The organism is Enterobacter bugandensis (genome assembly GCF_900324475.1).
Taxonomy (GTDB): domain Bacteria; phylum Pseudomonadota; class Gammaproteobacteria; order Enterobacterales; family Enterobacteriaceae; genus Enterobacter; species Enterobacter bugandensis.
Genome location: NZ_LT992502.1, coordinates 264893 through 288751 on the forward strand (window position 1 = coordinate 264893; position 23859 = coordinate 288751).

20 protein-coding genes are annotated in these 23859 nt (G+C 57.0%); 14 read left to right on the forward strand and 6 right to left on the reverse strand.

Features of this window, described 5'->3' with window-relative positions; all coding sequences use genetic code 11:
- Positions 1 to 47: 47 nt before the first annotated feature.
- The gene (panS, locus tag DG357_RS01290; RefSeq protein WP_063943940.1) at positions 48 to 992 is read right to left on the reverse strand and encodes a ketopantoate/pantoate/pantothenate transporter PanS; all 945 of its coding nucleotides are present in this window, start codon (positions 990 to 992) and stop codon (positions 48 to 50) included.
- 93 nt (positions 993 to 1085) lie between these two features.
- A complete protein-coding gene (gene lysC / locus DG357_RS01295) occupies positions 1086 to 2435 on the reverse strand; it encodes a lysine-sensitive aspartokinase 3 (RefSeq protein ID WP_041911575.1) in 1350 nt (449 codons plus the stop codon).
- Between the two features lie 374 nt (positions 2436 to 2809).
- Here lysC and pgi point away from each other — a divergent pair, with 374 nt between their 5' ends.
- The 6 genes from pgi to psiE all read left to right on the forward strand — a co-directional run bounded on the left by pgi (position 2810) and on the right by psiE (position 9173).
- Complete coding sequence (gene pgi / locus DG357_RS01300; RefSeq protein ID WP_059355154.1) at positions 2810 to 4459, forward strand: glucose-6-phosphate isomerase; 1650 nt, start codon at positions 2810 to 2812, stop codon at positions 4457 to 4459.
- A 366-nt stretch (positions 4460 to 4825) separates the two neighbouring features.
- A complete protein-coding gene (gene yjbE, locus DG357_RS01305) occupies positions 4826 to 5068 on the forward strand; it encodes an exopolysaccharide production protein YjbE (protein ID WP_013095034.1) in 243 nt (80 codons plus the stop codon).
- A gap of 63 nt (positions 5069 to 5131) precedes the next feature.
- A complete protein-coding gene (locus DG357_RS01310) occupies positions 5132 to 5770 on the forward strand; it encodes a YjbF family lipoprotein (protein ID WP_028015124.1) in 639 nt (212 codons plus the stop codon).
- Positions 5767 to 6507 (forward strand): capsule biosynthesis GfcC family protein, encoded by a 741-nt coding sequence (locus DG357_RS01315; protein ID WP_083264094.1) that lies wholly within the window; start codon positions 5767 to 5769, stop codon positions 6505 to 6507. The genes DG357_RS01310 and DG357_RS01315 overlap by 4 nt, the downstream gene beginning before the upstream one ends.
- Positions 6504 to 8600 (forward strand): YjbH domain-containing protein, encoded by a 2097-nt coding sequence (locus DG357_RS01320; RefSeq protein WP_088204529.1) that lies wholly within the window; start codon positions 6504 to 6506, stop codon positions 8598 to 8600. Before DG357_RS01315 ends, DG357_RS01320 begins: the two co-directional genes overlap by 4 nt.
- A gap of 162 nt (positions 8601 to 8762) precedes the next feature.
- Positions 8763 to 9173 carry a phosphate-starvation-inducible protein PsiE gene (psiE, locus tag DG357_RS01325; RefSeq protein WP_000202963.1) on the forward strand — a complete coding sequence of 137 codons (411 nt, stop codon included), beginning with the start codon at positions 8763 to 8765 and terminating at the stop codon, positions 9171 to 9173.
- Positions 9174 to 9269: 96 nt separating this feature from the next.
- Here the strand turns inward: psiE and malG are convergent, their stop codons facing one another.
- From malG to malE, 3 genes are all read right to left on the reverse strand, one after another.
- A complete protein-coding gene (gene malG / locus DG357_RS01330; protein ID WP_006810496.1) occupies positions 9270 to 10160 on the reverse strand; it encodes a maltose ABC transporter permease MalG in 891 nt (296 codons plus the stop codon).
- 14 nt (positions 10161 to 10174) lie between these two features.
- Positions 10175 to 11719 (reverse strand): maltose ABC transporter permease MalF, encoded by a 1545-nt coding sequence (gene malF, locus DG357_RS01335; protein ID WP_088204528.1) that lies wholly within the window; start codon positions 11717 to 11719, stop codon positions 10175 to 10177.
- 120 nt (positions 11720 to 11839) lie between these two features.
- On the reverse strand, positions 11840 to 13030 hold the full coding sequence (gene malE, locus DG357_RS01340; protein ID WP_032644952.1) for a maltose/maltodextrin ABC transporter substrate-binding protein MalE: 1191 nt from the start codon (positions 13028 to 13030) through the stop codon (positions 11840 to 11842).
- A gap of 370 nt (positions 13031 to 13400) precedes the next feature.
- Here malE and malK point away from each other — a divergent pair, with 370 nt between their 5' ends.
- From malK to DG357_RS01380, 8 genes are all read left to right on the forward strand, one after another.
- Positions 13401 to 14510 carry a maltose/maltodextrin ABC transporter ATP-binding protein MalK gene (gene malK, locus DG357_RS01345; RefSeq protein ID WP_028015130.1) on the forward strand — a complete coding sequence of 370 codons (1110 nt, stop codon included), beginning with the start codon at positions 13401 to 13403 and terminating at the stop codon, positions 14508 to 14510.
- A gap of 71 nt (positions 14511 to 14581) precedes the next feature.
- Entirely contained in the window at positions 14582 to 15925 is a 1344-nt protein-coding gene (locus DG357_RS01350; protein ID WP_048957455.1) for a maltoporin, read from the forward strand.
- Positions 15926 to 16038: 113 nt separating this feature from the next.
- A complete protein-coding gene (gene malM / locus DG357_RS01355; RefSeq protein ID WP_088204527.1) occupies positions 16039 to 16992 on the forward strand; it encodes a maltose operon protein MalM in 954 nt (317 codons plus the stop codon).
- A 180-nt stretch (positions 16993 to 17172) separates the two neighbouring features.
- Complete coding sequence (ubiC, locus tag DG357_RS01360) at positions 17173 to 17670, forward strand: chorismate lyase (protein ID WP_014882105.1); 498 nt, start codon at positions 17173 to 17175, stop codon at positions 17668 to 17670.
- Between the two features lie 12 nt (positions 17671 to 17682).
- On the forward strand, positions 17683 to 18552 hold the full coding sequence (ubiA, locus tag DG357_RS01365; RefSeq protein WP_028015133.1) for a 4-hydroxybenzoate octaprenyltransferase: 870 nt from the start codon (positions 17683 to 17685) through the stop codon (positions 18550 to 18552).
- A 200-nt stretch (positions 18553 to 18752) separates the two neighbouring features.
- Positions 18753 to 19724, forward strand: a complete 972-nt coding sequence (locus DG357_RS01370; protein WP_028015134.1) for a TRAP transporter substrate-binding protein — start codon at positions 18753 to 18755, stop codon at positions 19722 to 19724.
- A 12-nt stretch (positions 19725 to 19736) separates the two neighbouring features.
- The gene (locus DG357_RS01375; protein ID WP_045260961.1) at positions 19737 to 20246 is read left to right on the forward strand and encodes a TRAP transporter small permease; all 510 of its coding nucleotides are present in this window, start codon (positions 19737 to 19739) and stop codon (positions 20244 to 20246) included.
- A gap of 10 nt (positions 20247 to 20256) precedes the next feature.
- Positions 20257 to 21543, forward strand: a complete 1287-nt coding sequence (locus DG357_RS01380) for a TRAP transporter large permease (protein ID WP_063438211.1) — start codon at positions 20257 to 20259, stop codon at positions 21541 to 21543.
- Positions 21544 to 21636: 93 nt separating this feature from the next.
- Here DG357_RS01380 and zntA read toward each other — a convergent pair whose 3' ends face one another.
- Positions 21637 to 23808 (reverse strand): Zn(II)/Cd(II)/Pb(II) translocating P-type ATPase ZntA, encoded by a 2172-nt coding sequence (zntA, locus tag DG357_RS01385; protein WP_088204526.1) that lies wholly within the window; start codon positions 23806 to 23808, stop codon positions 21637 to 21639.
- Positions 23809 to 23859 lie beyond the last annotated feature (51 nt).

Consider the following 23859-nt stretch of genomic DNA (forward strand, 5'->3'; position numbering starts at 1 on the left):
TGAAGCCTCCTGATGGGGAGGCTTCAGTGTAAAGCAAGCCGCGTCAATTAACCCTGCTTCAGCGCATCTTTTTTCGGTTGCTCATCAATCGGCTTACCGGACCAGTAGCCCGCCAGCAGCGAGCCGGACAGGTTGTGCCAGACGGAGAACAGCGCGCCCGGCAGGGCCGCCAGCGGTGAGAAGTAAATTTTACCCAGCGCCGCTGCCAGGCCGGAGTTCTGCATGCCTACCTCGATTGCCAGCGTGCGGCAGGTGGACTCGTCAAAGCCAAACAGCTTCCCGCCCCAGTATCCGCCCAGCAGGCCGATGGTGTTGTGCAGTACCACCGCGACGATCACCACAAAGCCTACGGAGGCAATGTGCGACGCGGAACCGGCCACCACGGCGCTGATGATCGCCAGAATGCAGACCATCGAAAACGCGGGCAGGTACGGCTCAACCGCCTTCACCACGCGTGGGAACAGATGGTGGATAACCAGCCCCAGCGCAATCGGGATCACCACAATCTGCAGAATGCTGAGCAGCATGCCCATCACGTCCACCTGAATATGCGCGTCCACGTACAGGCGGGTTAACAGCGGTGTGGCAATCACGCCCACCAGCGTGGATACCGAAGAGATGGTCACGGAGAGCGCCACGTCACCTTTCGCCAGATAGATCATCACGTTAGACGCCGTACCGCTGGCGACGCTGCCCACCAGTACCATCCCGGCGGAGAGATCGGGCGGCATCTTAAAGGCCATCGCCAGCAGCCAGGCCGCGAGCGGCATCACCAGGTAGTGCAGGAAGATCCCTGCAGCCACCGGCGCCGGGCGCGACAGCACGCGTTTAAAATCGTCGATTTTCAGGTGCACGCCCATGCCGAACATAATCAGCATCAGCAGCGTGGTGACCCACGGACCAATACCCGTGAAGGTGGTAGGGGTGTAATACGCGAGTACGGAGAGCAGCAGCGCCCATAGCGGGAACAGCCGGGTGATAACGGATAACATAGTGAATTCCTTGCAGTATTGTCGTGTTGTTTAGTTATGAAAAAGCCGGGTCTGTGCCCGGCTTATAGGTATTGTTTATCGTGCTAACGAATTTTATTCAAACAAATTCTGATGAAGTTTCTGCACCACCTGCTCGGCCTGATCGGCAGGGACCAGGAAACAAAGGTTATAGCTGGAGGCACCGTAGCAGATCATGCGGATGTTGAACGGGTCAAGCACGCCGAACACCTCTTTGCCCACGCCGCAGGCGCGAGACAGCTTGTTACCGATGATGGCCACCAGCGCCAGGTCTTCTTCGACCTCCACGCGGCACAGCTCAGACAGCTCAATCAGCAGCGACTGCGTCAGCAGGGTGTCGCCGGTGGAGGTGGAGCCGGTGGTGTCCAGCGTCAACGCAATGCTCACCTCGGAGGTGGTAATCAAATCTACAGAGATGTTATGGCGCGCGAGGATGCCAAACACTTCCGCCAGGAAGCCGCGGGAGTGCAGCATATTGTGGCTGTGCAGCGTGACCAGCGTCTGGCGGCGGCGCAGGGCCAGCGCGCGGAACAGCGGCGGGTTCTCGGTTTTCTTGCAGACCAGCGTCCCGCCCGCTTTTGGATCTTTACTGGAGCCAACGAAGACCGGAATATCGCTGCGCACGGCAGGCAGCAGCGTTGCCGGATGCAGCACTTTTGCACCGAAGGTGGCCATTTCAGCCGCTTCTTCAAAGGCAATCACATCAATACGTTTTGCCGCGGAAACGACGCGCGGATCGGTGGTGTAAATACCCGGCACGTCAGTCCAGATATCCACGCGCGTTGCGTGCAGGGCTTCGCCCAGCAGCGCGGCGGTGTAATCGCTGCCGCCACGGCCAAGCGTGGTCGTGCGTCCTTTCGCTTCGCTGCCGATAAAGCCCTGGGTGATCACCATGCCTTCTGCCAGGCGCGGCGCCAGCTGCTGGTTGGTGAGCTCGGCCAGCATCTCAACGTCCGGTTCAGCGCGCCCAAAACGATCGCTGGTGCGCATCACTTTACGCACGTCAAACCACTGCGCCTGAACGTTACGCTCGCGCATAATTTCAACGAACAGCAGGGTAGACATCAATTCACCGTGGCTGACCAGTTCATCGGTCAGGGCGGTGGAGGTGGCCAGTGATGCCGCTTCTGCCAGGGTGGTGATATTTTCCAGCAGGCGCTCCACTTCTTCGCGGATCACGTTCGGGTTTTGCAGACGTTCAAGAATGTCGAACTGAATTTTGCGCAGTGCATCCAGCTTCACGAAACGTTCTGTCGCTTCCAGTCCTTCAGACAGAGAAACCAGCAGGTTCGTCACGCCGGCGGATGCAGAGAGCACCACCAGGCGGGTATTCGGATCGGCCAGCACCACATCGGCGCTGCGGTTCATGGCATCGTAATCGGCCACACTGGTGCCGCCAAACTTGGCGACCACAAAACTCGTCATAACAACCTCGTGTCAGGGAATGAATAAGCGACCTTGGCACAAGAATGAAACGAAAACAGGTGCAGGCGCAAAATACGGCCCTATAAATAAAATGCGGGGGAGGTCCTGTCAATGCTGGGATTATGCGGATTTTTTATGGGGGGGTACCCCTGAGAAACAGGACTTATAACAGGCCCATATTTTATGCTCCTTTTTACCCCCTTTTGACCGACATTTCGCCACGCCGGAAGGGCTCGACAGCAGCTATACTTTTCGGGTCTTTTCACCTGCGTTTGATGCAGACCAGGGCAATGGCATAAAAACCATCACAATTTTTATTTGCAGGCGCTACAATCGACCGCAGTCACAATTCTCAAATCAGAAGAGTATTGCTAATGAAAAACATCAACCCAACGCAGACCGCTGCCTGGCAGGCACTCCAGAAACATTATGATGAAATGAAAGACGTCACCATCGCGGATCTGTTCGCGAAAGATGCCGATCGTTTCACTAAGTTCTCCGCGACCTTCGATGACCTCATGCTGGTGGATTTCTCCAAGAACCGCATTACCGAAGAGACGCTGGCAAAACTGCAGGATCTGGCGAAAGAGACCGAGCTGGCCGACGCCATCAAATCCATGTTCTCCGGCGAGAAGATCAACCGCACCGAAGACCGTGCCGTGCTGCACGTGGCGCTGCGCAACCGTAGCAATACGCCAATCATCGTTGACGGCAAAGATGTGATGCCGGAAGTAAACGCGGTGCTGGAAAAGATGAAAACCTTCTCTGAAGCGATCATCTCCGGCAGCTGGAAAGGCTACACCGGCAAAGCGATCACCGACGTGGTTAACATCGGTATCGGCGGCTCTGACCTCGGCCCGTTCATGGTGACTGAAGCCCTGCGCCCGTACAAAAACCACCTCAACATGCACTTTGTCTCTAACGTCGATGGTACCCACATCGCCGAAGTGCTGAAAAACGTGAACCCGGAAACCACCCTGTTCCTGGTGGCGTCTAAAACCTTTACCACCCAGGAAACCATGACCAACGCCCACAGCGCGCGTGACTGGTTCCTGAAAACCGCGGGCGACGAAAAGCACGTGGCGAAACACTTTGCGGCGCTCTCCACCAACGGTAAAGCGGTAGGCGAGTTTGGCATCGATACGGCAAACATGTTCGAGTTCTGGGACTGGGTTGGCGGCCGCTACTCGCTGTGGTCTGCAATCGGTCTGTCCATCATCCTGTCCGTGGGCTTTGACAACTTCGTTGAGCTACTCTCCGGCGCGCATGCGATGGACAAACACTTCTCCACCACCGCGCCTGAGAAAAACCTGCCGGTGCTGCTGGCGCTGATCGGTATCTGGTACAACAACTTCTTCGGCGCTGAAACCGAAGCGATCCTGCCATACGACCAGTACATGCACCGCTTTGCGGCCTACTTCCAGCAGGGCAACATGGAATCCAACGGTAAGTACGTTGACCGTAACGGCAACGCGGTGGATTACCAGACTGGCCCGATCATCTGGGGCGAGCCGGGCACCAACGGCCAGCATGCGTTCTACCAGCTGATTCACCAGGGTACCAAAATGGTACCGTGCGATTTCATCGCCCCGGCGATCACGCACAACCCGCTGTCCGACCACCATCCGAAGCTGCTGTCTAACTTCTTCGCACAGACCGAAGCGCTGGCGTTCGGTAAATCCCGCGAAGTGGTTGAGCAGGAATACCGTGACCAGGGTAAAGATCCGGCCACGCTGGAGCACGTTGTGCCGTTCAAAGTGTTCGAAGGCAACCGTCCAACCAACTCCATCCTGCTGCGCGAAATCACCCCGTTCAGCCTGGGCGCGCTGATTGCGCTGTACGAGCACAAGATCTTCACCCAGGGCGCGATCCTGAACATCTTCACCTTTGACCAGTGGGGCGTTGAGCTGGGCAAACAGCTGGCAAACCGCATTCTTCCAGAGCTGGGTGACGACAAAGCCATCGACAGCCACGACAGCTCCACCAATGGTTTGATTAACCGTTATAAAGCATGGCGTGCGTAATTAATATGTCATGAAAAATGCCGGCGATATGCCGGCATTTTTTTATCGGATAATTCCTGATGTCTGTTAGTTAACTCAAATTCTGACTCTGAGTTTAATCTGAAAAAGGCGGTTAACCTGCTAATTGCTGCGGTTTATTTTAAGAAAATACGTAGAGCTAAGATAATAAGGATATATTATAATTTATTGATTTTTATCGATTATTTATTTTAAATATTTGTTTTTCGTTTCTGTTTTATCCATTAGTCCGAAAACCATCCCCCTATTTCCCCCCACGGTAAACCCTCTGCTGTAGTTGTGTATACTCGATTCCGCCTGAATTTCTTTTCGGGCAAATCTCCATTCATTCATTGAAGGGAAATTGTTATGAAGAAAGTACTGTATGGCATTTTTGCCATATCTGCACTTGCGGCGACGTCTGTCTATGCAGCTCCGGTCCAGGTCGGGGAAGCAGCAGGGTCGGCAGCGACGTCTGCGTCTGCGGGAAGTTCTACCGCAGCCAGCACCAGCACCGTAAGTTCAGCCGTGGGTGTCGCGCTGGCGGCAACCGGTGGCGGTGATGGCTCCAATACCGGAACCACGACCACTACGACAACCAGCACCCAGTAATACCGGGTGTTTTAATCATAACCACACTTCGGTGTGGTTATTTCGCCCCTTCGGAGAAGAGTCGTGAAGCGACCTGCAATCATTCTGATTTGCCTGCTGTTGCAGGCGTGCTCAGCCACCACCAAAGGGCTGGGTCATTCACTGTGGGAAAGCCTGTTCGGCACGCCGGGCGTTCATCTGACCGATGACGAACTTCAGAACATGCCGTACGCCAGCCAGTACATGCAGCTAAACGATGGCCCGCAACTGTTTGTGGTGCTCGCTTTCGATGAAAACGGGCAGCAGAAATGGGTGACGCAGGATCAGGCCACCATCGTCACGCAGCATGCCCGAATTGTGAAAACGCTGCTCGGCGGCGACAACTTGCTCGAGGTGAATAATCTCGCCGAAGATCCGCTCATCAAGCCAAATCAGATCGTCGACGGCGCAAGCTGGACGCGCACGATGGGCTGGACCGAGCACAAGCAGGTGCGCTACGCCACGGCCCGCTCCACCTTCCGCTGGGACGGTACGGACAACGTGAAAGTCGGCAGCGACGAAACTCAGGTGCGCGTATTGGATGAGAAGGTGACAACCGACCAGGCCACCTGGCATAACCGCTTCTGGATCGACGAGGATGGGCAGATCCGTCAGTCCTTGCAGTATCTCGGTGCCGGTTTCTTCCCGGTGAAAACCACCCTGATCAAGGCGGCGAAATCATGAAAACGCTCATCCACGCTGCGCTTCTCGCCAGCCTTGCCGCGCCGCTGGCATGGTCCGCAGGAACGGTAAAGGTCTACACGCCGGACAGTGAAAAACCCAAAACCTTAACCAACGCCGAGCATCTGCTCGATCTCGTCGGGCAGCCAAGGCTTGCCAACAGCTGGTGGCCGGGAGCGGTGATCGGCGAGCGTCAGGCGACGGTTAAGGCGGAGCAGGAACACCGTGCCCTGCTGGCCCGCCTGACGAGCCTGGCGGAGCAGGAAGACGGCGACGATGCCGCGGCCATTAACAGCGTTCGCCAGCAGCTTCAGGCGCTGAAGGTGACAGGCCGCCAGAAAGTTAATCTTGATCCAGATGAAGTGCGCGTCACTGAAAAGGGCAACCCCACGCTTGAAGGGATGTACACCCTCTGGCTTCCGGTGAAGCCGACGACGGTGACCGTGATGGGGCTTATCAGCAGCCCCGGTAAAAAGCCCTTTACGCCCGGTCGCGACGTGGCGAGCTATCTCGACGAACAAAGCCTGCTGAGCGGCGCGGATAACAGCTACGCATGGATTATTTATCCAGACGGGCATACGCAAAAAGCGCCGGTGGCGTACTGGAATAAACGCCATATCGAACCCATGCCGGGCAGCATCATTTTTGTCGGTTTTGCCGACCATTTCTGGACGAAGGCATATGACGGGCTTAACGCCGATATCCTTCACTCCCTGACACAGCGGATACCGGAAGAATGAAAAGAACCTATCTCTACAGCATGCTGGCGCTCTGCGTAAGCGCCGCCTGCCATGCAGAAACGTATCCGGCACCTGTTGGCCCGTCTCAGTCAGACTTCGGCGGCGTCGGTTTACTGCAAACGCCTACCGCACGCATGGCGCGTGAAGGGGAAATTAGCCTTAACTACCGCGATAACGACCAGTATCGCTACTATTCCGCCTCCGTACAGCTTTTCCCGTGGCTTGAAACCACGCTGCGCTACACCGACGTGCGTACGAAACAGTACAGCAGCGTCGACGCCTTCTCCGGCGATCAGACCTACAAAGATAAAGCCTTCGACGTCAAACTGCGCCTGTGGGAAGAGAGCTACTGGATGCCGCAGGTCTCCGTGGGTGCAAAAGATATCGGCGGGACCGGCCTGTTCGACGCGGAATACATCGTGGCCAGCAAGGCCTGGGGACCGTTTGATTTTTCTCTCGGTCTTGGCTGGGGCTATCTCGGCACCAGCGGCAACGTTAAAAACCCGTTCTGTACCTACAGCGATAAATACTGCTACCGCGATAACAGCTACAAGAAAGCCGGTTCCATCAACGGCGACCAGATGTTCCACGGCCCGGCCTCGCTGTTCGGTGGTGTGGAATACCAGACGCCGTGGCAGCCGCTGCGCCTGAAGCTGGAGTACGAAGGGAACGACTACTCGCAGGACTTCGCCGGGAAGATTGAGCAGAAGAGCAAGTTTAACGTCGGCGCCATTTATCGCGTCACCGACTGGGCCGACGTTAACCTCAGCTACGAGCGTGGCAACACGGTGATGTTTGGCTTCACGCTGCGCACCAACTTCAACGACATGCGGCCGCACTACAACGATAACGCGCGGCCTGCCTACCGGCCGGAGCCGCAGGACGCGATTCTGCAGCACTCCGTGGTGGCAAACCAGCTGACCCTGCTGAAATACAACGCCGGCCTGGCCGATCCGAAAATTCAGGTGAAAGGCGATACGCTGTACGTCACCGGCGAGCAGGTGAAATACCGCGACTCGCGGGAAGGGATCGAACGCGCCAACCGGATCGTGATGAACGATCTCCCGGACGGGATCCGCACGATCCGCGTGACGGAGAACCGCCTGAATCTGCCGCAGGTCACCACCGAAACCGATGTCGCCAGCCTCAAGCGCCATCTTGCAGGCGAACCGCTCGGGCATGAAACCGAGCTGGTGCAAAAACGCGTAGAGCCGATCGTGCCGGAAACCACCGAGCAGGGCTGGTATATCGATAAATCGCGCTTTGATTTCCATATCGATCCGGTACTGAACCAGTCCGTCGGCGGGCCGGAAAACTTCTACATGTATCAGCTGGGTGCGATGGCGACGGCGGATCTGTGGGTCACCGACCACCTGCTGACCACCGGCAGCCTGTTCGGCAACATTGCGAACAACTACGACAAGTTTAACTACACGAATCCGCCGAACGACTCGAAGCTGCCGCGCGTGCGTACCCGCGTGCGTGAATACGTGCAGAACGATGTCTACGTGAATAACCTGCAGGCCAACTACTTCCAGTACTTCGGCAACGGCTTCTACGGCCAGGTTTACGGAGGCTACCTGGAGACTATGTTCGGCGGCGCGGGGGCGGAGGTGCTGTATCGTCCCGTCGACAGCAACTGGGCGTTCGGGATTGATGCCAACTACGTTAAGCAGCGTGACTGGCGCAGCGCGCAGGACATGATGAAGTTCACCGACTACAGCGTCAAAACCGGCCACCTGACCGCCTACTGGACGCCTTCGTTCGCGCAGGACGTGCTGGTGAAAGCCAGCGTCGGCCAGTATCTGGCGGGCGACAAGGGCGGCACGCTGGATATCTCCAAACACTTCGACAGCGGCGTCGTGGTGGGCGGCTACGCCACCATCACCAACGTCTCGCCGGACGAGTACGGGGAAGGGGACTTCACCAAAGGGGTCTACGTGTCGATTCCGCTGGATCTGTTCTCATCCGGTCCGACCCGCAGCCGTGCGGCAGTGGGCTGGACACCGCTGACGCGTGATGGCGGCCAGCAGCTTGGGCGTAAGTTCCAGCTGTACGACATGACCAGCGATAAGAACATTAACTTCCGCTGATGCTTCACGCCGGGCGGCACTGCGTTTGCCCGGCCTACGGTTTTTGTAGGCCTGGTAAGCGCAGCGCCAGCGGGCGAATGCGCCAAACATAAACAAAAAATATAGATCCCCGTCACATTTTTGCGTTATACAGGAATCTCGTCCTGGAGAATGAGGTGCTGTATGACATCCCTGACTCGCCCGCGCGTTGAGTTTATCTCAACGATACTCCAGACCGTGCTGAACCTCGGTCTGCTGAGCCTTGGCCTGATCCTGGTCGTCTTTCTCGGCAAAGAGACGGTGCATCTGGCGGATGTGCTGTTCGCCCCTGAGCAAACCAGCAAATATGCGCTGGTGGAAGGTCTGGTGGTCTACTTTCTCTACTTTGAATTTATCGCCCTGATTGTGAAGTACTTCCAGTCCGGCTTTCACTTCCCGCTGCGCTATTTTGTCTACATTGGCATCACCGCCATTGTGCGACTGATCATTGTCGATCATAAATCCCCGCTCGACGTGCTGATCTACTCGGCGGCGATCCTGCTGCTGGTGATCACCCTCTGGCTGTGTAATTCGAAGCGGCTGAAACGCGAATAAAAAAAGGGCGCTCCGAAGAGCGCCTAACAACAGTCACAAGTTGGGTCAATACAATACGTCTAAAGTTGAGGGTTGCAGTGGCATAACAAATGAAACTTAACCTTTCACGCCGCCCGCCGTCAGGCCATTCACCAGCCAGCGCTGGGCCAGCAGGAACACCACGGTAATCGGGATGGCAGACAGTACGGCCGCCGCGGCAAAGTCGCCCCACAGGTAGTTTTGCGGGTTGAGGTATTGCTGCATACCTACGGCCAGGGTGTAGCTGTTCACATCGCGCAGTAACAGTGAGGCGACCGGTACTTCGGTGATCGCCGCGATAAACGACAGAATAAAGACCACCGCCAGAATCGGCACGGACAGCGGCAGCAGCACCAGACGGAACGCCTGCCACGGGGTAGCGCCATCCAGCGACGCCGCCTCTTCCAGCGAGCCGTCGATGGTTTCGAAATAGCCTTTAATGGTCCACACATGCAGGGCAATACCGCCGAGATAGGCAAAGATCACGCCGCCGTGGGTATTCAGGCCGATAAACGGCACGTACTGGCCCAGACGGTCAAACAGGGCATACAGCGCCACCAGCGACAGCACCGCCGGGAACATCTGGAAAATCAGCATGCCTTTCAGCAGCGTTGCTTTGCCCGGGAAACGCATGCGGGCGAAGGCATAAGCACAGGTGGTGGAGAGCGTCACGATGCCGATCGCGGTGATGGTTGCTACCTTCACCGAGTTCCACAGCCACAGCAGCACCGGGAACGGCGGCGGGGTGACGCGGCCATCGGCGTGCTCCACGCTGAAGCCCAGCGCGAGCTTCCAGTGCTCCCAGGAGATTTCATCCGGGATCAGGCTCCCGGTCGCAAAGTTACCCGAACGCAGGGAGATGGCGATAACCATCAGCAGCGGGAACATGATGGCCGCGATGAAAATCAGCAGGCCTAAGTGCGTCGCGAGGAGGCGCAGCTTCTGAGATTTGGGTTGTACCATTGCCATGTTCAGTGCCCTCCTTAATCAAATTTCATACGTGTGGCTTTCAGGTTCACAATCGCCAGAGCGCCAACCAGCAGGAAGATCAGGGTGGCAATCGCCGCCGCCAGACCAAAGTCCTGGCCGCCGCCGCCTTCAAAGGCGATACGGTAGGTGTAGCTCACGAGCAGGTCGGTATAGCCTGCCGGCGTGGTGGTGCCGAGACGGTCCGGGCCACCGTTGGTCAACAGCTGAATCAGCACGAAGTTGTTAAAGTTAAAGGCGAAGCTGGCAATCATCAGCGGCGTCAGCGGCTTAATAAGCAGCGGCAGCGTAATTTTAAAGAAGTTCTGGAACGGACCCGCGCCATCCATCGCCGAGGCTTCATACAGATCGTCCGGAATCGCCTTCAGCAGCCCCATGCACAGGATCATCATGTACGGATAGCCCAGCCAGGTGTTGACGATGATAATCATCGAGCGGGCGGTGGTCGGGTCGCTGAACCAGGCCGGTTTGATACCGAACAGCGCGCTCAGCATCATGTTGATTTCACCGAAGCTCTGGTTAAACAGCCCTTTGAAAATCAGAATCGAGATAAACGACGGTACGGCGTAAGGCAGAATCAGCAGCACGCGGTAAATCGCTTTGCCTTTCAGGGACTCCCACTGCACGAGGCAGGCCAGCACCATGCCTACGGCAACGGTCAGGATCACCGTCAGCACCGAGAAGACCACCGTCCAGACGAAGATGGCGAAGAACGGTTTCTGGATACCTTCGTCGGTAAACACGCGGGTAAAGTTGTCCCAGCCGATGGTGACGGTATAGCCAGGGCTGAGCTTGTCATCACCCCATTTGCCATCGGCCGTTATGGACTGATAGAAACCAATGTCGTTATTCGGACGGTACTTCACGCCGCTCTGGTTGTTGGTCAGCGTGCCGTCATCCGCCAGGGTATAAAGCGGCTGCGTGCCGGAGAACTGGCGCAGCGAGCTCATGGTCACTTTGCTTTCATCGGGCAGCACGGCGATGAGCTGGGTCAGCGCCTGGCGATTCTGGGTAATGATACGCAGGTTCGCACGTTCACCCTCCGGCAGGGCCGCGGCCTCTTTTAAGACCAGCTTCTGCTCGCCGCCAAATTTGAACGCGTCGGAAAGATAGTTTTTGCCGCTCTCACTGTCAGTGAGCGCTAACTTCCACTCGTCACCTGCAGGATACAGACCGAAGTTAAAGGTTTTACCCGCCTGATAAGAGCGATCCAGAAGCACCTGAGTGGCGCGCTCCTGCGCGAGCTGGTTGGTGCTGCTGTAGTTGGTGAACGCAATGGCGATGGTGCAGATCAGCGGGAACAGGACAAACAGCCCCATCCCGGCCACGCCCGGGTAGACATAGCGCCAGGCATAGGCTTTACGGTTGGCGAAAATATACAGGCCAGCAGAGCTTAAGATCAGCGTCATGATGGCGAACAGATATTCCCCTTGTACGTACATTAAAACAACAAGGTAACCCACCAGCAGACACAGCAGACCGATCGCTGACCACTTCAGCGCGTCGCTTTGCCACCAGTGCTTCTTTTTAATGACATCCATGGGGTTCTTCCTCTACAACGGTGGAAACTTTTCGTCAGGTGGCGCTGCGCTTACCTGACCTACGGATCGTGCCGTAGTCGTAGGGCGGGTAAGCGCACGCGCCACCCGCCGTTGTTCTTCTTACTTAGTAATACGACCCTGAGCATCCTTCAGCGCGGCATCGACAGTCTGGCGACCGCTTGCAGCGTTGATGACGGCGGTACGGGTGGCGTACCAGAACGCGGCCATCTGTGGGATGTTCGGCATGATTTCGCCTTTCTGAGCGTTATCCATGGTTGCCGCGATGCGTGGATCTTTTGCCAGCTGATCCTGGAAGGATTTCAGCGCCACGGCGCCCAGCGGTTTGTCCTTGTTCACTTCACCCAGACCCTGATCGGTCAGCAGGTAGTTTTCCAGGAACTCTTTCGCCAGCTCTTTGTTCGGGCTGGCGGCGTTGATGCCCGCGCTCAGCACGCCCACGAACGGTTTAGACGGTTTGCCGTTGAAGGTTGGCAGCAGGGTCACGCCGTAGTTGATTTTGCTCTTGTCGATATTGGTCCAGGCCCACGGACCGTTGATGGTCATCGCGGTTTCGCCTTTGTTGAACGCCGCTTCCGCGATGGAGTAGTCGGTATCCGCGTTCATGTGTTTGTTCTTAATCAGGTCAACCAGGAAGGTCAGGCCTTTTTTCGCGCCCGCGTTGTCCACGCCCACGTCTTTCACGTCATATTTGCCGTTTTCAAACTTGAACGCGTAGCCGCCGTCGGCAGCAATCAGCGGCCAGGTGAAGTACGGCTCTTGCAGGTTGAACATCAGGGCGGATTTACCTTTCGCCTTCAGCTCTTTATCCAGTTTCGGGATCTCTTCCCAGGTTTTCGGTGGGTTTGGCACCAGGTCTTTGTTGTAAATCAGTGACAGGGCTTCAACCGCGATTGGGTAGGCGATCAGCTTGCCGTTATAGCGAACGGCGTCCCAGGTGAACGGGAACAGTTTGTCCTGGAAAGCTTTGTCTGGCGTGACTTCAGCCAGCAGGCCAGACTGCGCGTAACCGCCGAAACGGTCGTGTGCCCAGAAGATGATGTCCGGGCCGTCACCGGTTGCCGCAACCTGCGGGAATTTCTCTTCCAGTTTGTCCGGGTGCTCTACGGTAACTTTGATACCGGTGTCTTTCTCGAATTTTTTGCCCACTTCGGCCAGGCCGTTATAGCCCTTGTCGCCGTTAATCCAGATAACCAGCTTGCCTTCTTCAATTTTGGCGAGCGCTGGGGCGGAAACCATCATTGCTGCAAGGGCGGACAATGCGAAAACGCGTGCGCCAGTCTTGATATTCATATCTGCCATCCTTTTTGGTGATGTGCTCGTGGATACATAAGGTGGTTCAACGTGACTCAGTCTCCTTATTTGACATCCTCTTTCCATCCTCCCAACCCCTACGCCCCACCCCCCGTTTGTGTGATCTCCGTTGCATAAATTTAAGTTATGAGTGCTGGCGCACATAAAAACCCACCGAATTTTGCAGGCGGCTTCACGAATTTCGCCTCAGCCCCCCGGCTGCGGTCGCAGAGCCTGTTCTCTCATCCTCCCGCCTCCTCCCCCATAAAAAAGGCGGGGGGTGGAGGATTCACGAAAGTAATGGATACCCCATAGTGAACTTATCTTGAATGTTTCTGTCGGTGACAGGTTGTAACGAAGGGAGAAGGGCATGGCGAGCGTACAGCTGCGTAATGTAACGAAAGCCTGGGGCGACGTAGTGGTGTCGAAAGACATCAATCTGGACATCACTGAAGGCGAGTTTGTGGTGTTTGTCGGCCCATCAGGCTGTGGTAAATCAACTCTGCTGCGTATGATTGCCGGTCTTGAAACTATCACCAGCGGCGACCTGTTGATCGGTGATACCCGAATGAACGACATCCCGCCAGCCGAACGCGGCGTAGGCATGGTGTTCCAGTCTTATGCGCTTTATCCCCATCTTTCCGTTGCCGAGAACATGTCCTTTGGCCTGAAGCTGGCCGGGGCGAAAAAAGAGGTCATTAACCAGCGCGTCACGCAGGTGGCTGAAGTGTTGCAGCTGGCGCACCTGCTGGAGCGTAAACCGAAAGCGCTTTCCGGCGGTCAGCGTCAGCGCGTGGCGATTGGCCGTACGCTGGTGGCCGAGCCGCGCGTGTTCCTGCTCGATGAACCTCTCTCTAACCTGGATGCCGCCCTGCGCGTCCAGATGCGTATTGAAATCTCCCGCCTGCACAAGCGCCTTGGCCGCACGATGATTTACGTCACCCACGATCAGGTCGAAGCGATGACCCTCGCCGACAAAATCGTGGTGCTGGACGCCGGTCGCGTGGCGCAGGTGGGCAAACCGCTGGAGCTGTATCACTACCCGGCAGACCGCTTTGTTGCGGGCTTCATTGGCTCGCCAAAGATGAACTTCCTGCCCGTCAAAGTGACGGCGACAGCCATTGAACAGGTACAGGTGGAGCTGCCAAACCGCCAGCAGGTCTGGCTGCCGGTCGACAGCGCCAACGTACAGGTCGGGGCAAATATGTCCCTCGGTATCCGTCCTGAGCATCTACTGCCAAGCCACATTGCGGATGTGACGCTGGAAGGTGAAGTTCAGGTCGTCGAACAGCTTGGTCACGAAACACAGATTCATATCCAGATCCCCGCCATCCGTCAGAACCTGGTCTACCGCCAGAATGACGTGGTGTTGGTAGAAGAGGGTGCCACATTCGCTATCGGCTTGCCGCCAGAGCGTTGCCATCTGTTCCGTGAGGATGGCACCGCATGTCGTCGGCTGCACAAAGAGCCAGGCGTTTAAGCAATCCCAAAAGAAGACACGAAACCGACAGGTGAAGTGTTCAAAGAAAAGCAATGATCTCAGGAGATAGAATGATGATTACTCTGCGCAAACTTCCTCTGGCAGTTGCCGTCGCAGCGGGCGTAATGTCTGCTCAGGCGCTGGCCGTGGATTTCCATGGTTATGCTCGTTCCGGTATCGGCTGGACGGGTAGTGGCGGCGAACAACAGTGCTTCCAGGCAACCGGTGCCCAAAGTAAATACCGTCTTGGTAACGAATGTGAAACCTATGCGGAACTGAAGCTGGGCCAGGAAGTATGGAAAGAAGGTGACAAGAGCTTCTACTTCGACACCAACGTAGCGTACTCCGTGGCGCAGCAGAATGACTGGGAAGGTACTGACCCGGCGTTCCGCGAAGCTAACGTGCAGGGTAAAAACCTGATTGAATGGCTGCCAGGCTCTACCATTTGGGCCGGTAAGCGCTTCTATCAGCGTCATGACGTACACATGATCGACTTCTACTACTGGGATATCTCTGGTCCTGGTGCGGGTCTGGAAAACATCGATGTCGGTTTTGGTAAGCTCTCTCTGGCAGCAACCCGTTCTTCCGAAGCAGGCGGTTCATCCTCTTTCGCCAGCAATAGTATTTATGATTACACCACTCGTACAGCGAACGATGTCTTTGACGTGCGCCTGGCACAGATGGAAATCAACCCAGGCGGCACTCTGGAACTGGGTGTTGATTACGGTCGTGCTAACCCGCGTGATGATTATCGCCTGGTTGATGGTGCTTCAAAAGATGGTTGGATGTTCACCGCTGAGCACACCCAGAGCATGCTGAAGGGCTATAACAAGTTTGTGGTTCAGTATGCCACTGACTCAATGACGTCTCAGGGTAAAGGCTTGTCTCAAGGTTCTGGTGTAGGCATCGATTCTAACTCGGGTTATGCCTACGACATTAATAACAACGGCAGCCTGCTGCGTATTCTCGACCACGGTGCAATCTCTCTGGGCGATCGCTGGGACCTGATGTATGTCGGTATGTACCAGGACATCGACTGGGATAACAACAACGGGACCAAGTGGTGGACCGTGGGTGTACGTCCAATGTTCAAATGGACGCCTATCATGAGCACCTTACTGGAAGTGGGTTACGACAACGTGAAATCACAAAGCGCTGACGAAACCAACAACCAGTACAAAATCACCCTGGCACAACAGTGGCAGGCAGGCGACAGCATTTGGTCTCGCCCGGCAATCCGTGTATTCGCAACCTACGCCAAGTGGGATGAGAAGTGGGGTTATGACTACAACGGTAACCCATCTAACAACGCTAACTACGGTAAAGCGTTCAAAGATGGTTTCAATGGAAGCTCCTTCGGTCGTGGCGACAACGACGAGTGGTCCTTCGGCGCCCAGATGGAAATCTGGTGGTAATCCCGTCTTAACCTGACGTAATGACCAAACTGAGGGGCGCAAGCCCCTCAATCCTTGGGACGGCGCGCTATTGCCTGGCTACCGCTGAACCTGTGCATTTTGAGGTGATAACAATGAAAATGAACAAAACTCTCCTTGCCCTTTGTTTATCCGCAGGGCTGCTGGCAAGCGCGCCTGCCGTAACGCTCGCTAACGTCAACTTCGTTCCGCAAAACACAACATCTGCGCCAACTATTCCGACAGCGGCACTGCAACAGCTTGTCTGGACGCCTGTCGATCAGTCTAAAACCCAGACCACTCAGCTCTCAACGGGCGGCCAGTCGCTTAATGTTCCGGGTATAACCGGCCCGGTCGCTGCTTATAGCGTACCCGCCAATATCGGTGAGCTGGCCATTACCCTGACCAGTGAAGTTAACAAGCAGACGAGCGTATTTGCGCCAAACGTGCTGATTCTCGATCAGAACATGACGCCATCTGCTTTTTTCCCAAGCGAATACTTTACCTATCAGGAGCCTGGCGTGATGAGCGCCGATCGTCTGGAAGGCGTCATGCGCCTGACGCCTGCGCTGGGCCAGCAAAAACTCTACGTGCTGGTCTTTACCACCGAGCAGGATCTCCAGAAGACCACCACGCTGCTCGATCCGGCTAAAGCCTACGCAAAAGGCACCGGTAACGCGATTCCAGATATTCCGGACCCGATTGCTCGTCACGTCACCGACGGAACGTTAAAGCTGAAGGTGAAAACGAACAGCGGCTCCAGCGTGCTGGTCGGCCCGCTGTTTGGCTCCTCCGGTAACGGCCCTGTTACCGTGGGCAATACTGCTGCACCTGCTTACACCGCGCCTGCTGCCACGGTAGCCGCACCGGTCGCCGCCGCAGCGCCAGTCCCGGCGAAGAAAGCCGAGCCCGTACTGAACGACACCGAAGAGTACTTCAACAACGCCATTAAGCAGGCGGTGAAGCGCGGCGATGTCGATAAAGCGCTGAAACTGCTTGATGAAGCCGAACGTTTAGGTTCAACCACTGCCCGTTCCACCTTTATCAGCAGTGTAAAAGGCAAGGGGTAACTGTTCCCCACAGTGCTGATTTGTTAGTAGTTTAGTGCGCCTGAGTGGGCGCACTTTTTTTCGTATTCGCCAGGCTGTTGCGCCCATGTTGCGATAGTGATCGTTAAATAACGTTTGGCCCCCCCTCATTGCCCGTTTCTGCGATACAATGCCATTACGTTATGTATCGGAGAGTCTGGCATGTCACACCCCGCGCTAACGCAACTGCGTGCGCTGCGCTATTTCGACCAAATACCTGCGCTTGATCCGCAGCAGCTGGACTGGTTGCTGCTGGAAGATTCCATGACAAAACGTTTTGAGCAACAGGGTAAAACGGTCACGGTAACCCTGATACAGGAAGGGTTTGTCTCCGGCGATGAGATCGCCAGCGAGCTGCCGCTGTTGCCGCAAGAGGAACGCTACTGGCTGCGTGAAATTTTGCTCTGTGCCGATGGCGAACCCTGGCTTGCCGGGCGGACGGTGGTGCCCGAATCTACCCTATCCGGGCCTGAGCTGGCGCTGCAGCGGCTGGGGAAAACGCCGCTGGGACGTTATCTTTTCACCTCATCTGAGCTGACCAGGGATTTCATTGAAATTGGGCGTGATGCCGAACTGTGGGGGCGCCGTTCCCGCCTTCGCCTGAGCGGTAAGCCGTTAATCCTGACGGAGCTATTTTTACCGGCATCACCGTTGTACTAAGAGGAAGAAAAAATGGAGTGGACCCTGACGCAGAATAAGCTGTTGGCGTATCACCGCTTAATGCGTACCGATAAACCCATTGGCGCGTTGCTGCTGCTGTGGCCGACCTTATGGGCGCTGTGGGTGGCCACGCCGGGCATGCCGCCACTGTGGATCCTGGGCGTATTCGTTGCCGGCGTCTGGCTGATGCGCGCGGCGGGCTGCGTGGTGAATGACTATGCCGATCGTAAATTTGACGGCCACGTAAAGCGCACTGCCAACCGCCCGCTACCCAGCGGCCAGGTGACCGGGAAAGAAGCGCGCGTACTGTTCATCGTTCTGGTGCTGCTCTCTTTCCTGCTGGTATTAACCCTGAACACCATGACGATTCTGCTGTCCGTCGCGGCGCTCGCACTGGCCTGGGTTTATCCCTTTATGAAGCGCTACACCCATCTGCCTCAGGTGGTGCTGGGGGCGGCGTTTGGCTGGTCGATTCCGATGGCGTTTGCGGCAGTTAGTGAGTCCTTACCGCTTAGCTGCTGGCTGATGTTCCTGGCGAACATCCTCTGGGCCGTAGCGTATGACACGCAATATGCGATGGTTGACCGCGACGATGACCTGAAAATTGGCATTAAATCCACCGCCATTCTCTTTGGACGCCAGGACAAACTTATCATTGGTATTCTGCAGGTTGCGGTACTGGCGCTGATGGTCGCGATTGCGCGCCTGAACGGACTGAACTGGGAATTTTACTGGTCGATACTGGTAGCAGGGCTGCTGTTTGCCTACCAGCAGAAGCTGATTGCAAAACGCGAACGCGAAGCCTGCTTTAAGGCGTTTATGAACAATAACTATGTCGGTCTGGTGCTGTTTTTAGGCCTGGTCATGAGCTATTTTTCCTGATTGACGCGCGGTCATGCCCTGCCGGGTATGGCCGCATCGTTACCCGGCATTACCGCCCTCACAAATTTAAACCATCGTTTCATAAATTCGCGCTTTTGTGAGGCGCTTCACCTACGCTTCTCCCGGGCTAGTCTATTTTCTAAGCGTAAAAAAATAAAACACTGTTTTAACGCTGACATCGCTACCCTGGAGCTGACTCAATGAATACGACCCTCAAGCCGTTACTGGCCGCGCTGTGCCTGTCTGCTTTTGCCTGCACCGTTTCTGCCCAAACCATCAAAGCCGCCGATGTGCATCCTGAAGGCTACCCGAACGTGGTCGCGGTTCAGCACATGGGTGAAAAACTCAAACAACAAACCGACGGCAAGCTGGAGATTAAGGTCTTCCCCGGCGGCGTGCTGGGGGATGAAAAGCAGATGATTGAGCAGGCGCAGATGGGGGCGATTGACATGATCCGCGTCTCCATGGCGCCGGTTGCCGCCATCCTGCCGGATATCGAAGTCTTCACCCTGCCGTACGTTTTCCGCGATGAGGATCACATGCACAAGGTGATTGACGGGGATATCGGCAAGCAGATCGGCGACAAGCTGACCGCCAACCCGAAATCCCGCCTGGTGTTCCTCGGCTGGATGGATTCCGGCACCCGCAACCTGATCACCAAAGAGCCGATCGTCAAACCTGAAGATCTGAAAGGGAAGAAAATCCGCGTGCAGGGCAGCCCGGTGGCACTCGCCACGCTGAAGGACATGGGGGCGAACTCGGTGGCGATGGGCGTAAGCGAGGTTTACAGCGGCATGCAGACAGGGGTGATCGACGGCGCGGAGAATAACCCGCCCACCTTTATCGCCCACAACTACATGCCGGTTGCTAAAAACTACACCCTCAGCGGCCACTTTATCACCCCGGAAATGCTGCTCTATTCAAAAGTGAAATGGGACAAGCTGAGCGCTGATGAACAGCAAAAAATCCTGACCCTGGCCCGTGAAGCGCAGTTCGAACAGCGCAAGCTGTGGAATGCGTATAACGACCAGGCGCTGGCGAAAATGAAGGCGGGCGGCGTGCAGTTCCACGATATCGATAAGACGGTATTCATCAAGGCCACAGAGCCGGTGCGCGCCCAGTATGGCGACAAGCATCAGGATCTGATGAAAGCCATCGCTGACGTCCAGTAATACGGAGCACGTATGTCCGAACTCTACCTGAAGTGGATGGACCGTCTGTACCTGCTCGCCATGGCGGTGGCGGGTGTCTCGCTGCTGGTGATGACGATTGTCATCCCCATCGGCATCTTCTCACGCTACGTACTCAACCGCGGCGAATCCTGGCCGGAGCCCGTCGCCATTATCTGCATGGTGACGTTCACCTTCATCGGCGCGGCGGTGAGCTACCGCGCCGGATCGCATATTGCGGTCAATATGCTCACCGACCGTCTGCCCGCGTCGCTGCAAAAGTTGTGTGTACGTGTGGTTGATCTGCTGATGCTGCTGATTTCCGGTCTGATGTGCTGGTACAGCTACTGGCTGTGCGTCGAGCTCTGGGAGCAGCCGGTGGCGGAGTTCCCGATCCTGACTTCCGGCGAAAGCTACCTGCCGCTGCCGATCGGGTCGGCGATTTTGATTCTGTTTGTGCTTGAACGCCTGCTCTTTGGCGCGCAGGAAAACCGTCCGGTCGTGCTGATCGGCAATCACAGTTAAGGGGTGAACAATGGATGCTTTTGTTTTGTTATTCACCCTCGCCATTTTGCTGGCGCTGGGGATGCCGGTGGCCTTCGCCGTGGGGCTGAGCGCCGTGGCAGGTGCGCTGTGGATTGATTTACCGCTGGAGGCGCTGATGATCCAGATCACCAGTGGGGTGAACAAATTTACCCTGCTGGCGATCCCGTTTTTCATCCTCGCCGGAGCGATCATGGCGGAAGGGGGCATTGCCCGACGGCTGGTTAACTTCGCCTATGTGTTTGTCGGCTTTATCCGCGGCGGGCTGTCGCTGGTGAACATCGTCGCCTCGACGTTCTTCGGCGCGATTTCTGGCTCGTCGGTGGCGGATACAGCGTCCATCGGCAGCGTGATGATCCCGGAGATGGAGAAGAAGGGCTATCCGCGCGAATACGCGGCGGCGGTCACGGCGAGCGGGTCGGTGCAGGCGATTCTGATCCCGCCCAGCCACAACTCGGTGATTTATTCCCTGGCGGCGGGGGGAACGGTCTCCATCGCCACGCTGTTTATCGCCGGCGTGCTGCCGGGGCTGCTGCTGGGGCTGTGCCTGATGATCCTCTGTCTCGGATTCGCCCACAAGCGCGGTTACCCGAAGGGTGAGAAAATCCCGTTTAAGCAGGCGGTGAAGATTTTACTTGATGCCCTGTGGGGGCTGATGACGGTGGTGATTATCCTCGGCGGGATCTTGTCCGGGATATTTACGGCGACGGAATCCGCCGCCGTGGCCTGCCTGTGGGCGTTTTTCGTCACCATGTTTATCTACCGCGACTACAAATGGAGCGAACTGCCGAAGCTGATGTGCCGCACGGTGAAAACCGTCACCATCGTGATGATTTTAATCGGCTTTGCCGCGGCGTTTGGCGCGGTGATGACCTACATGCAGCTGCCGATGCGCATCACCGAGTTCTTCACGTCGCTCTCTGATAATAAGTACGTGATCCTGATGTATCTCAACATTATGCTGCTGCTGATCGGCACGCTGATGGACATGGCGCCGATCATCCTGATCCTGACGCCGGTGCTGCTGCCGGTGACCAACGCGCTGGGGATCGACCCGGTGCACTTCGGGATGATCATGATGGTTAACCTGGGGATCGGGCTGATCACCCCGCCGGTCGGATCGGTGCTGTTTGTGGCGAGCGCGGTGAGTAAGCAGAAGATTGAAACCGTGGTGCGGGCGATGCTGCCATTTTACGGCATCCTGCTGGTGGTGCTGGGGATGGTGACGTATATCCCGGCGATATCATTGTGGCTGCCGAGGATGTTAGGGATGCAGTAACGCCGTTTTTTGCCGGGTGGCGGCTGCGCCTTACCCGGCCTACGGTTCAGAGTTGTTATTGGCCCGGTAAGGCGCAGCCGCCACCGGGCGTTTTTATTTCCGCCGTAATAATCTCAACGCGTTCGCCGTGACCAGCACCGTCGCCCCGGTGTCCGCCAGCACCGCCAGCCACAGGCCAGTCATGCCGAGCAGCGTGGTGACGAGAAATATCCCCTTCAGACCCAGCGCAATGGCGATGTTCTGGCGAATATTGGCTCGCGTCGCCCGCGCCAGGCTAATCATCTGCGCCAGCCCGGTCAGGCGGTTATGCGTCAGCGCCGCGTCGGCGGTCTCCAGCGCCACGTCGGTGCCGCTGCCCATGGCAATGCCAATGGTTGAGGCCTTCATCGCCGGGGCATCGTTAATTCCGTCACCGACCATCGCCAGCGGCGCGCGGCTATTCAGTTCGGTTACCGCGCTGACCTTGTCCGCAGGCAGTAATCCGGCCTTAAACGCCAGCCCCAGCTCGTCGGCAATCGCGGCCGCCGCGCGCGGGTTATCGCCGGTGAGGATCACGCCCTGTACGCCCAACTGATGCAGCGCCGCCACGGCGTCTTTGGCGTCATCGCGCAGAGTGTCGCGTAGTGCCAGCATGCCCTTCGACACGCCGTCCTGCATCACGGCAACGACCGTCTGCCCGGCCTGCTCTAACGCCTCAACCTGTGGATGAGAGAACGCGCCCGCCGCAACAATCAGCACTTTTTTGCCGTCGACGACGGCCTCAATCCCTGACCCGACCAGCGCCCGTTGGGCGGTTGCCGAAGGGATAGCCAGCCCGCGTCTCTGCGCTTCACGCACTATCGCCTGCGCCAGCGGGTGAGTGGAGCCCTGCTCAACGGCGGCGGCCATGATCAGCAGTTCGTCTTCGCTGATGTCCTGCGGATAGATGCCGGTGACCTGCGGCTTACCAACCGTCAGCGTGCCGGTTTTATCGAAGGCGATGTGCTGAACCTGGCTCAGCTGTTCCAGCGCCGCGCCGCCCTTAATCAGCGCCCCGCGACGTGCCGCCGCCGCCAGCCCCGAGGTAATCGCCGCGGGCGTAGAGATCACCAGTGCGCACGGGCAGCCAATCAGCAGCAGGGTCAGCCCTTTATAAATCCAGCCCTCCCACGGCGCGCCGAAGAACAGCGGTGGAATCACGGTAACCAGCAGGGCGACCAGCATGATGGCGGGGGTGTAAATCCGGCTGAAGCGGTCAATAAAGCGTTCGACCGGCGCGCGGCGCTCCTCGGCCTCTTCAATCAGCTTCAGGATACGGTCGATGGCGCTGTCACCCGGCTCGGACAGGACTTTGAGCTGCACCAGGCGGTCGACGCTGGTGGCACCGGCAGGGACTTTTTCGCCTGCCGCACGCTCCACCGGAATGGATTCCCCGGTCAGGGCGCTTTCGTCAAAGCTCGCGGTGGCGGTAACGAGAGCCCCATCGGCAGGCAGACGCCCACCCGCGGCGACTTCAATCACGTCGCCCGGTCGCAGCGTGTTGATGGCGACCGTTTCACGTTTGCCTTCATTAACCCGCGTGGCGGTTTCTGGCTTCAGCGCCATCAGCGCGCTCACCCCTTTGCGCGCCCGGCTCGCTGCCCAGCCCTCAAGCCGCTCGCCGATCAAGAACAGCAGCAGCACCATCGCCGCTTCCGCCGTCGCGCCAATGAACAGCGCGCCAATGGCCGCCACGCTCATCAACGTTTCAATGGCAAACCAGCTGCCGCTTCTCATCAGGCGTAGTGCCTGACGGGCAATCGGGAACAGCCCGACCAGGGTAGTGGCAATAAACGCCAGATTACCGAACGGGTGGTTAATCTGCTCCAGACCCCAGCTCAGGGCCATCATGATGATGAGGGTAATAAGCGGCAGGTTTTCTTTCAGGGGAGAGGTTTTTTCGGCAGGTACCGTTTCGCTGCGCAGGGCATAGCCCGCCTTGCTGACGGCGGCTTCAACCTGCTTGCTGACGTCTTTTTCGGCACTAACCAGCAGCTTTTCGGTGGCGAACAGGACCTGAACGTGGTTCACGCCCGGTACCTGCCTCACCGCGTTTTCAACTTTGCGGGCGCAGGCCGCGCAGTCCATACCGTTGACGACCCAGCTGTAGCGGTTGCCGTTTTCAGGAAGCGTTTGGATTGGTGTTTCGTACGTCCCTTCGCAGCAGCAGTCGTCTTTTGCCGGAACCGGGCTGAGCTTAAGCGCCGAGAATTGTGGGACTTTTTTTGGAATTTCTGGAGTCGACATGGCAGTCTCCGGTAATGATAATTTTCTCATTAACCGCAGCATACACTCTGG

Coding starts and splice junctions, on each gene's coding strand:
- panS (WP_063943940.1), bottom strand. CDS start 992: ATGTTATCCGTTATCACCCGGCTGTTCCCGCTATGGGCGCTGCTGCTC.
- lysC (WP_041911575.1), bottom strand. CDS start 2,435: ATGACGAGTTTTGTGGTCGCCAAGTTTGGCGGCACCAGTGTGGCCGAT.
- pgi (WP_059355154.1), top strand. CDS start 2,810: ATGAAAAACATCAACCCAACGCAGACCGCTGCCTGGCAGGCACTCCAG.
- yjbE (WP_013095034.1), top strand. CDS start 4,826: ATGAAGAAAGTACTGTATGGCATTTTTGCCATATCTGCACTTGCGGCG.
- DG357_RS01315 (WP_083264094.1), top strand. CDS start 5,767: ATGAAAACGCTCATCCACGCTGCGCTTCTCGCCAGCCTTGCCGCGCCG.
- DG357_RS01320 (WP_088204529.1), top strand. CDS start 6,504: ATGAAAAGAACCTATCTCTACAGCATGCTGGCGCTCTGCGTAAGCGCC.
- psiE (WP_000202963.1), top strand. CDS start 8,763: ATGACATCCCTGACTCGCCCGCGCGTTGAGTTTATCTCAACGATACTC.
- malG (WP_006810496.1), bottom strand. CDS start 10,160: ATGGCAATGGTACAACCCAAATCTCAGAAGCTGCGCCTCCTCGCGACG.
- malF (WP_088204528.1), bottom strand. CDS start 11,719: ATGGATGTCATTAAAAAGAAGCACTGGTGGCAAAGCGACGCGCTGAAG.
- malE (WP_032644952.1), bottom strand. CDS start 13,030: ATGAATATCAAGACTGGCGCACGCGTTTTCGCATTGTCCGCCCTTGCA.
- malK (WP_028015130.1), top strand. CDS start 13,401: ATGGCGAGCGTACAGCTGCGTAATGTAACGAAAGCCTGGGGCGACGTA.
- DG357_RS01350 (WP_048957455.1), top strand. CDS start 14,582: ATGATGATTACTCTGCGCAAACTTCCTCTGGCAGTTGCCGTCGCAGCG.
- malM (WP_088204527.1), top strand. CDS start 16,039: ATGAAAATGAACAAAACTCTCCTTGCCCTTTGTTTATCCGCAGGGCTG.
- ubiC (WP_014882105.1), top strand. CDS start 17,173: ATGTCACACCCCGCGCTAACGCAACTGCGTGCGCTGCGCTATTTCGAC.
- ubiA (WP_028015133.1), top strand. CDS start 17,683: ATGGAGTGGACCCTGACGCAGAATAAGCTGTTGGCGTATCACCGCTTA.
- DG357_RS01370 (WP_028015134.1), top strand. CDS start 18,753: ATGAATACGACCCTCAAGCCGTTACTGGCCGCGCTGTGCCTGTCTGCT.
- DG357_RS01375 (WP_045260961.1), top strand. CDS start 19,737: ATGTCCGAACTCTACCTGAAGTGGATGGACCGTCTGTACCTGCTCGCC.
- DG357_RS01380 (WP_063438211.1), top strand. CDS start 20,257: ATGGATGCTTTTGTTTTGTTATTCACCCTCGCCATTTTGCTGGCGCTG.
- zntA (WP_088204526.1), bottom strand. CDS start 23,808: ATGTCGACTCCAGAAATTCCAAAAAAAGTCCCACAATTCTCGGCGCTT.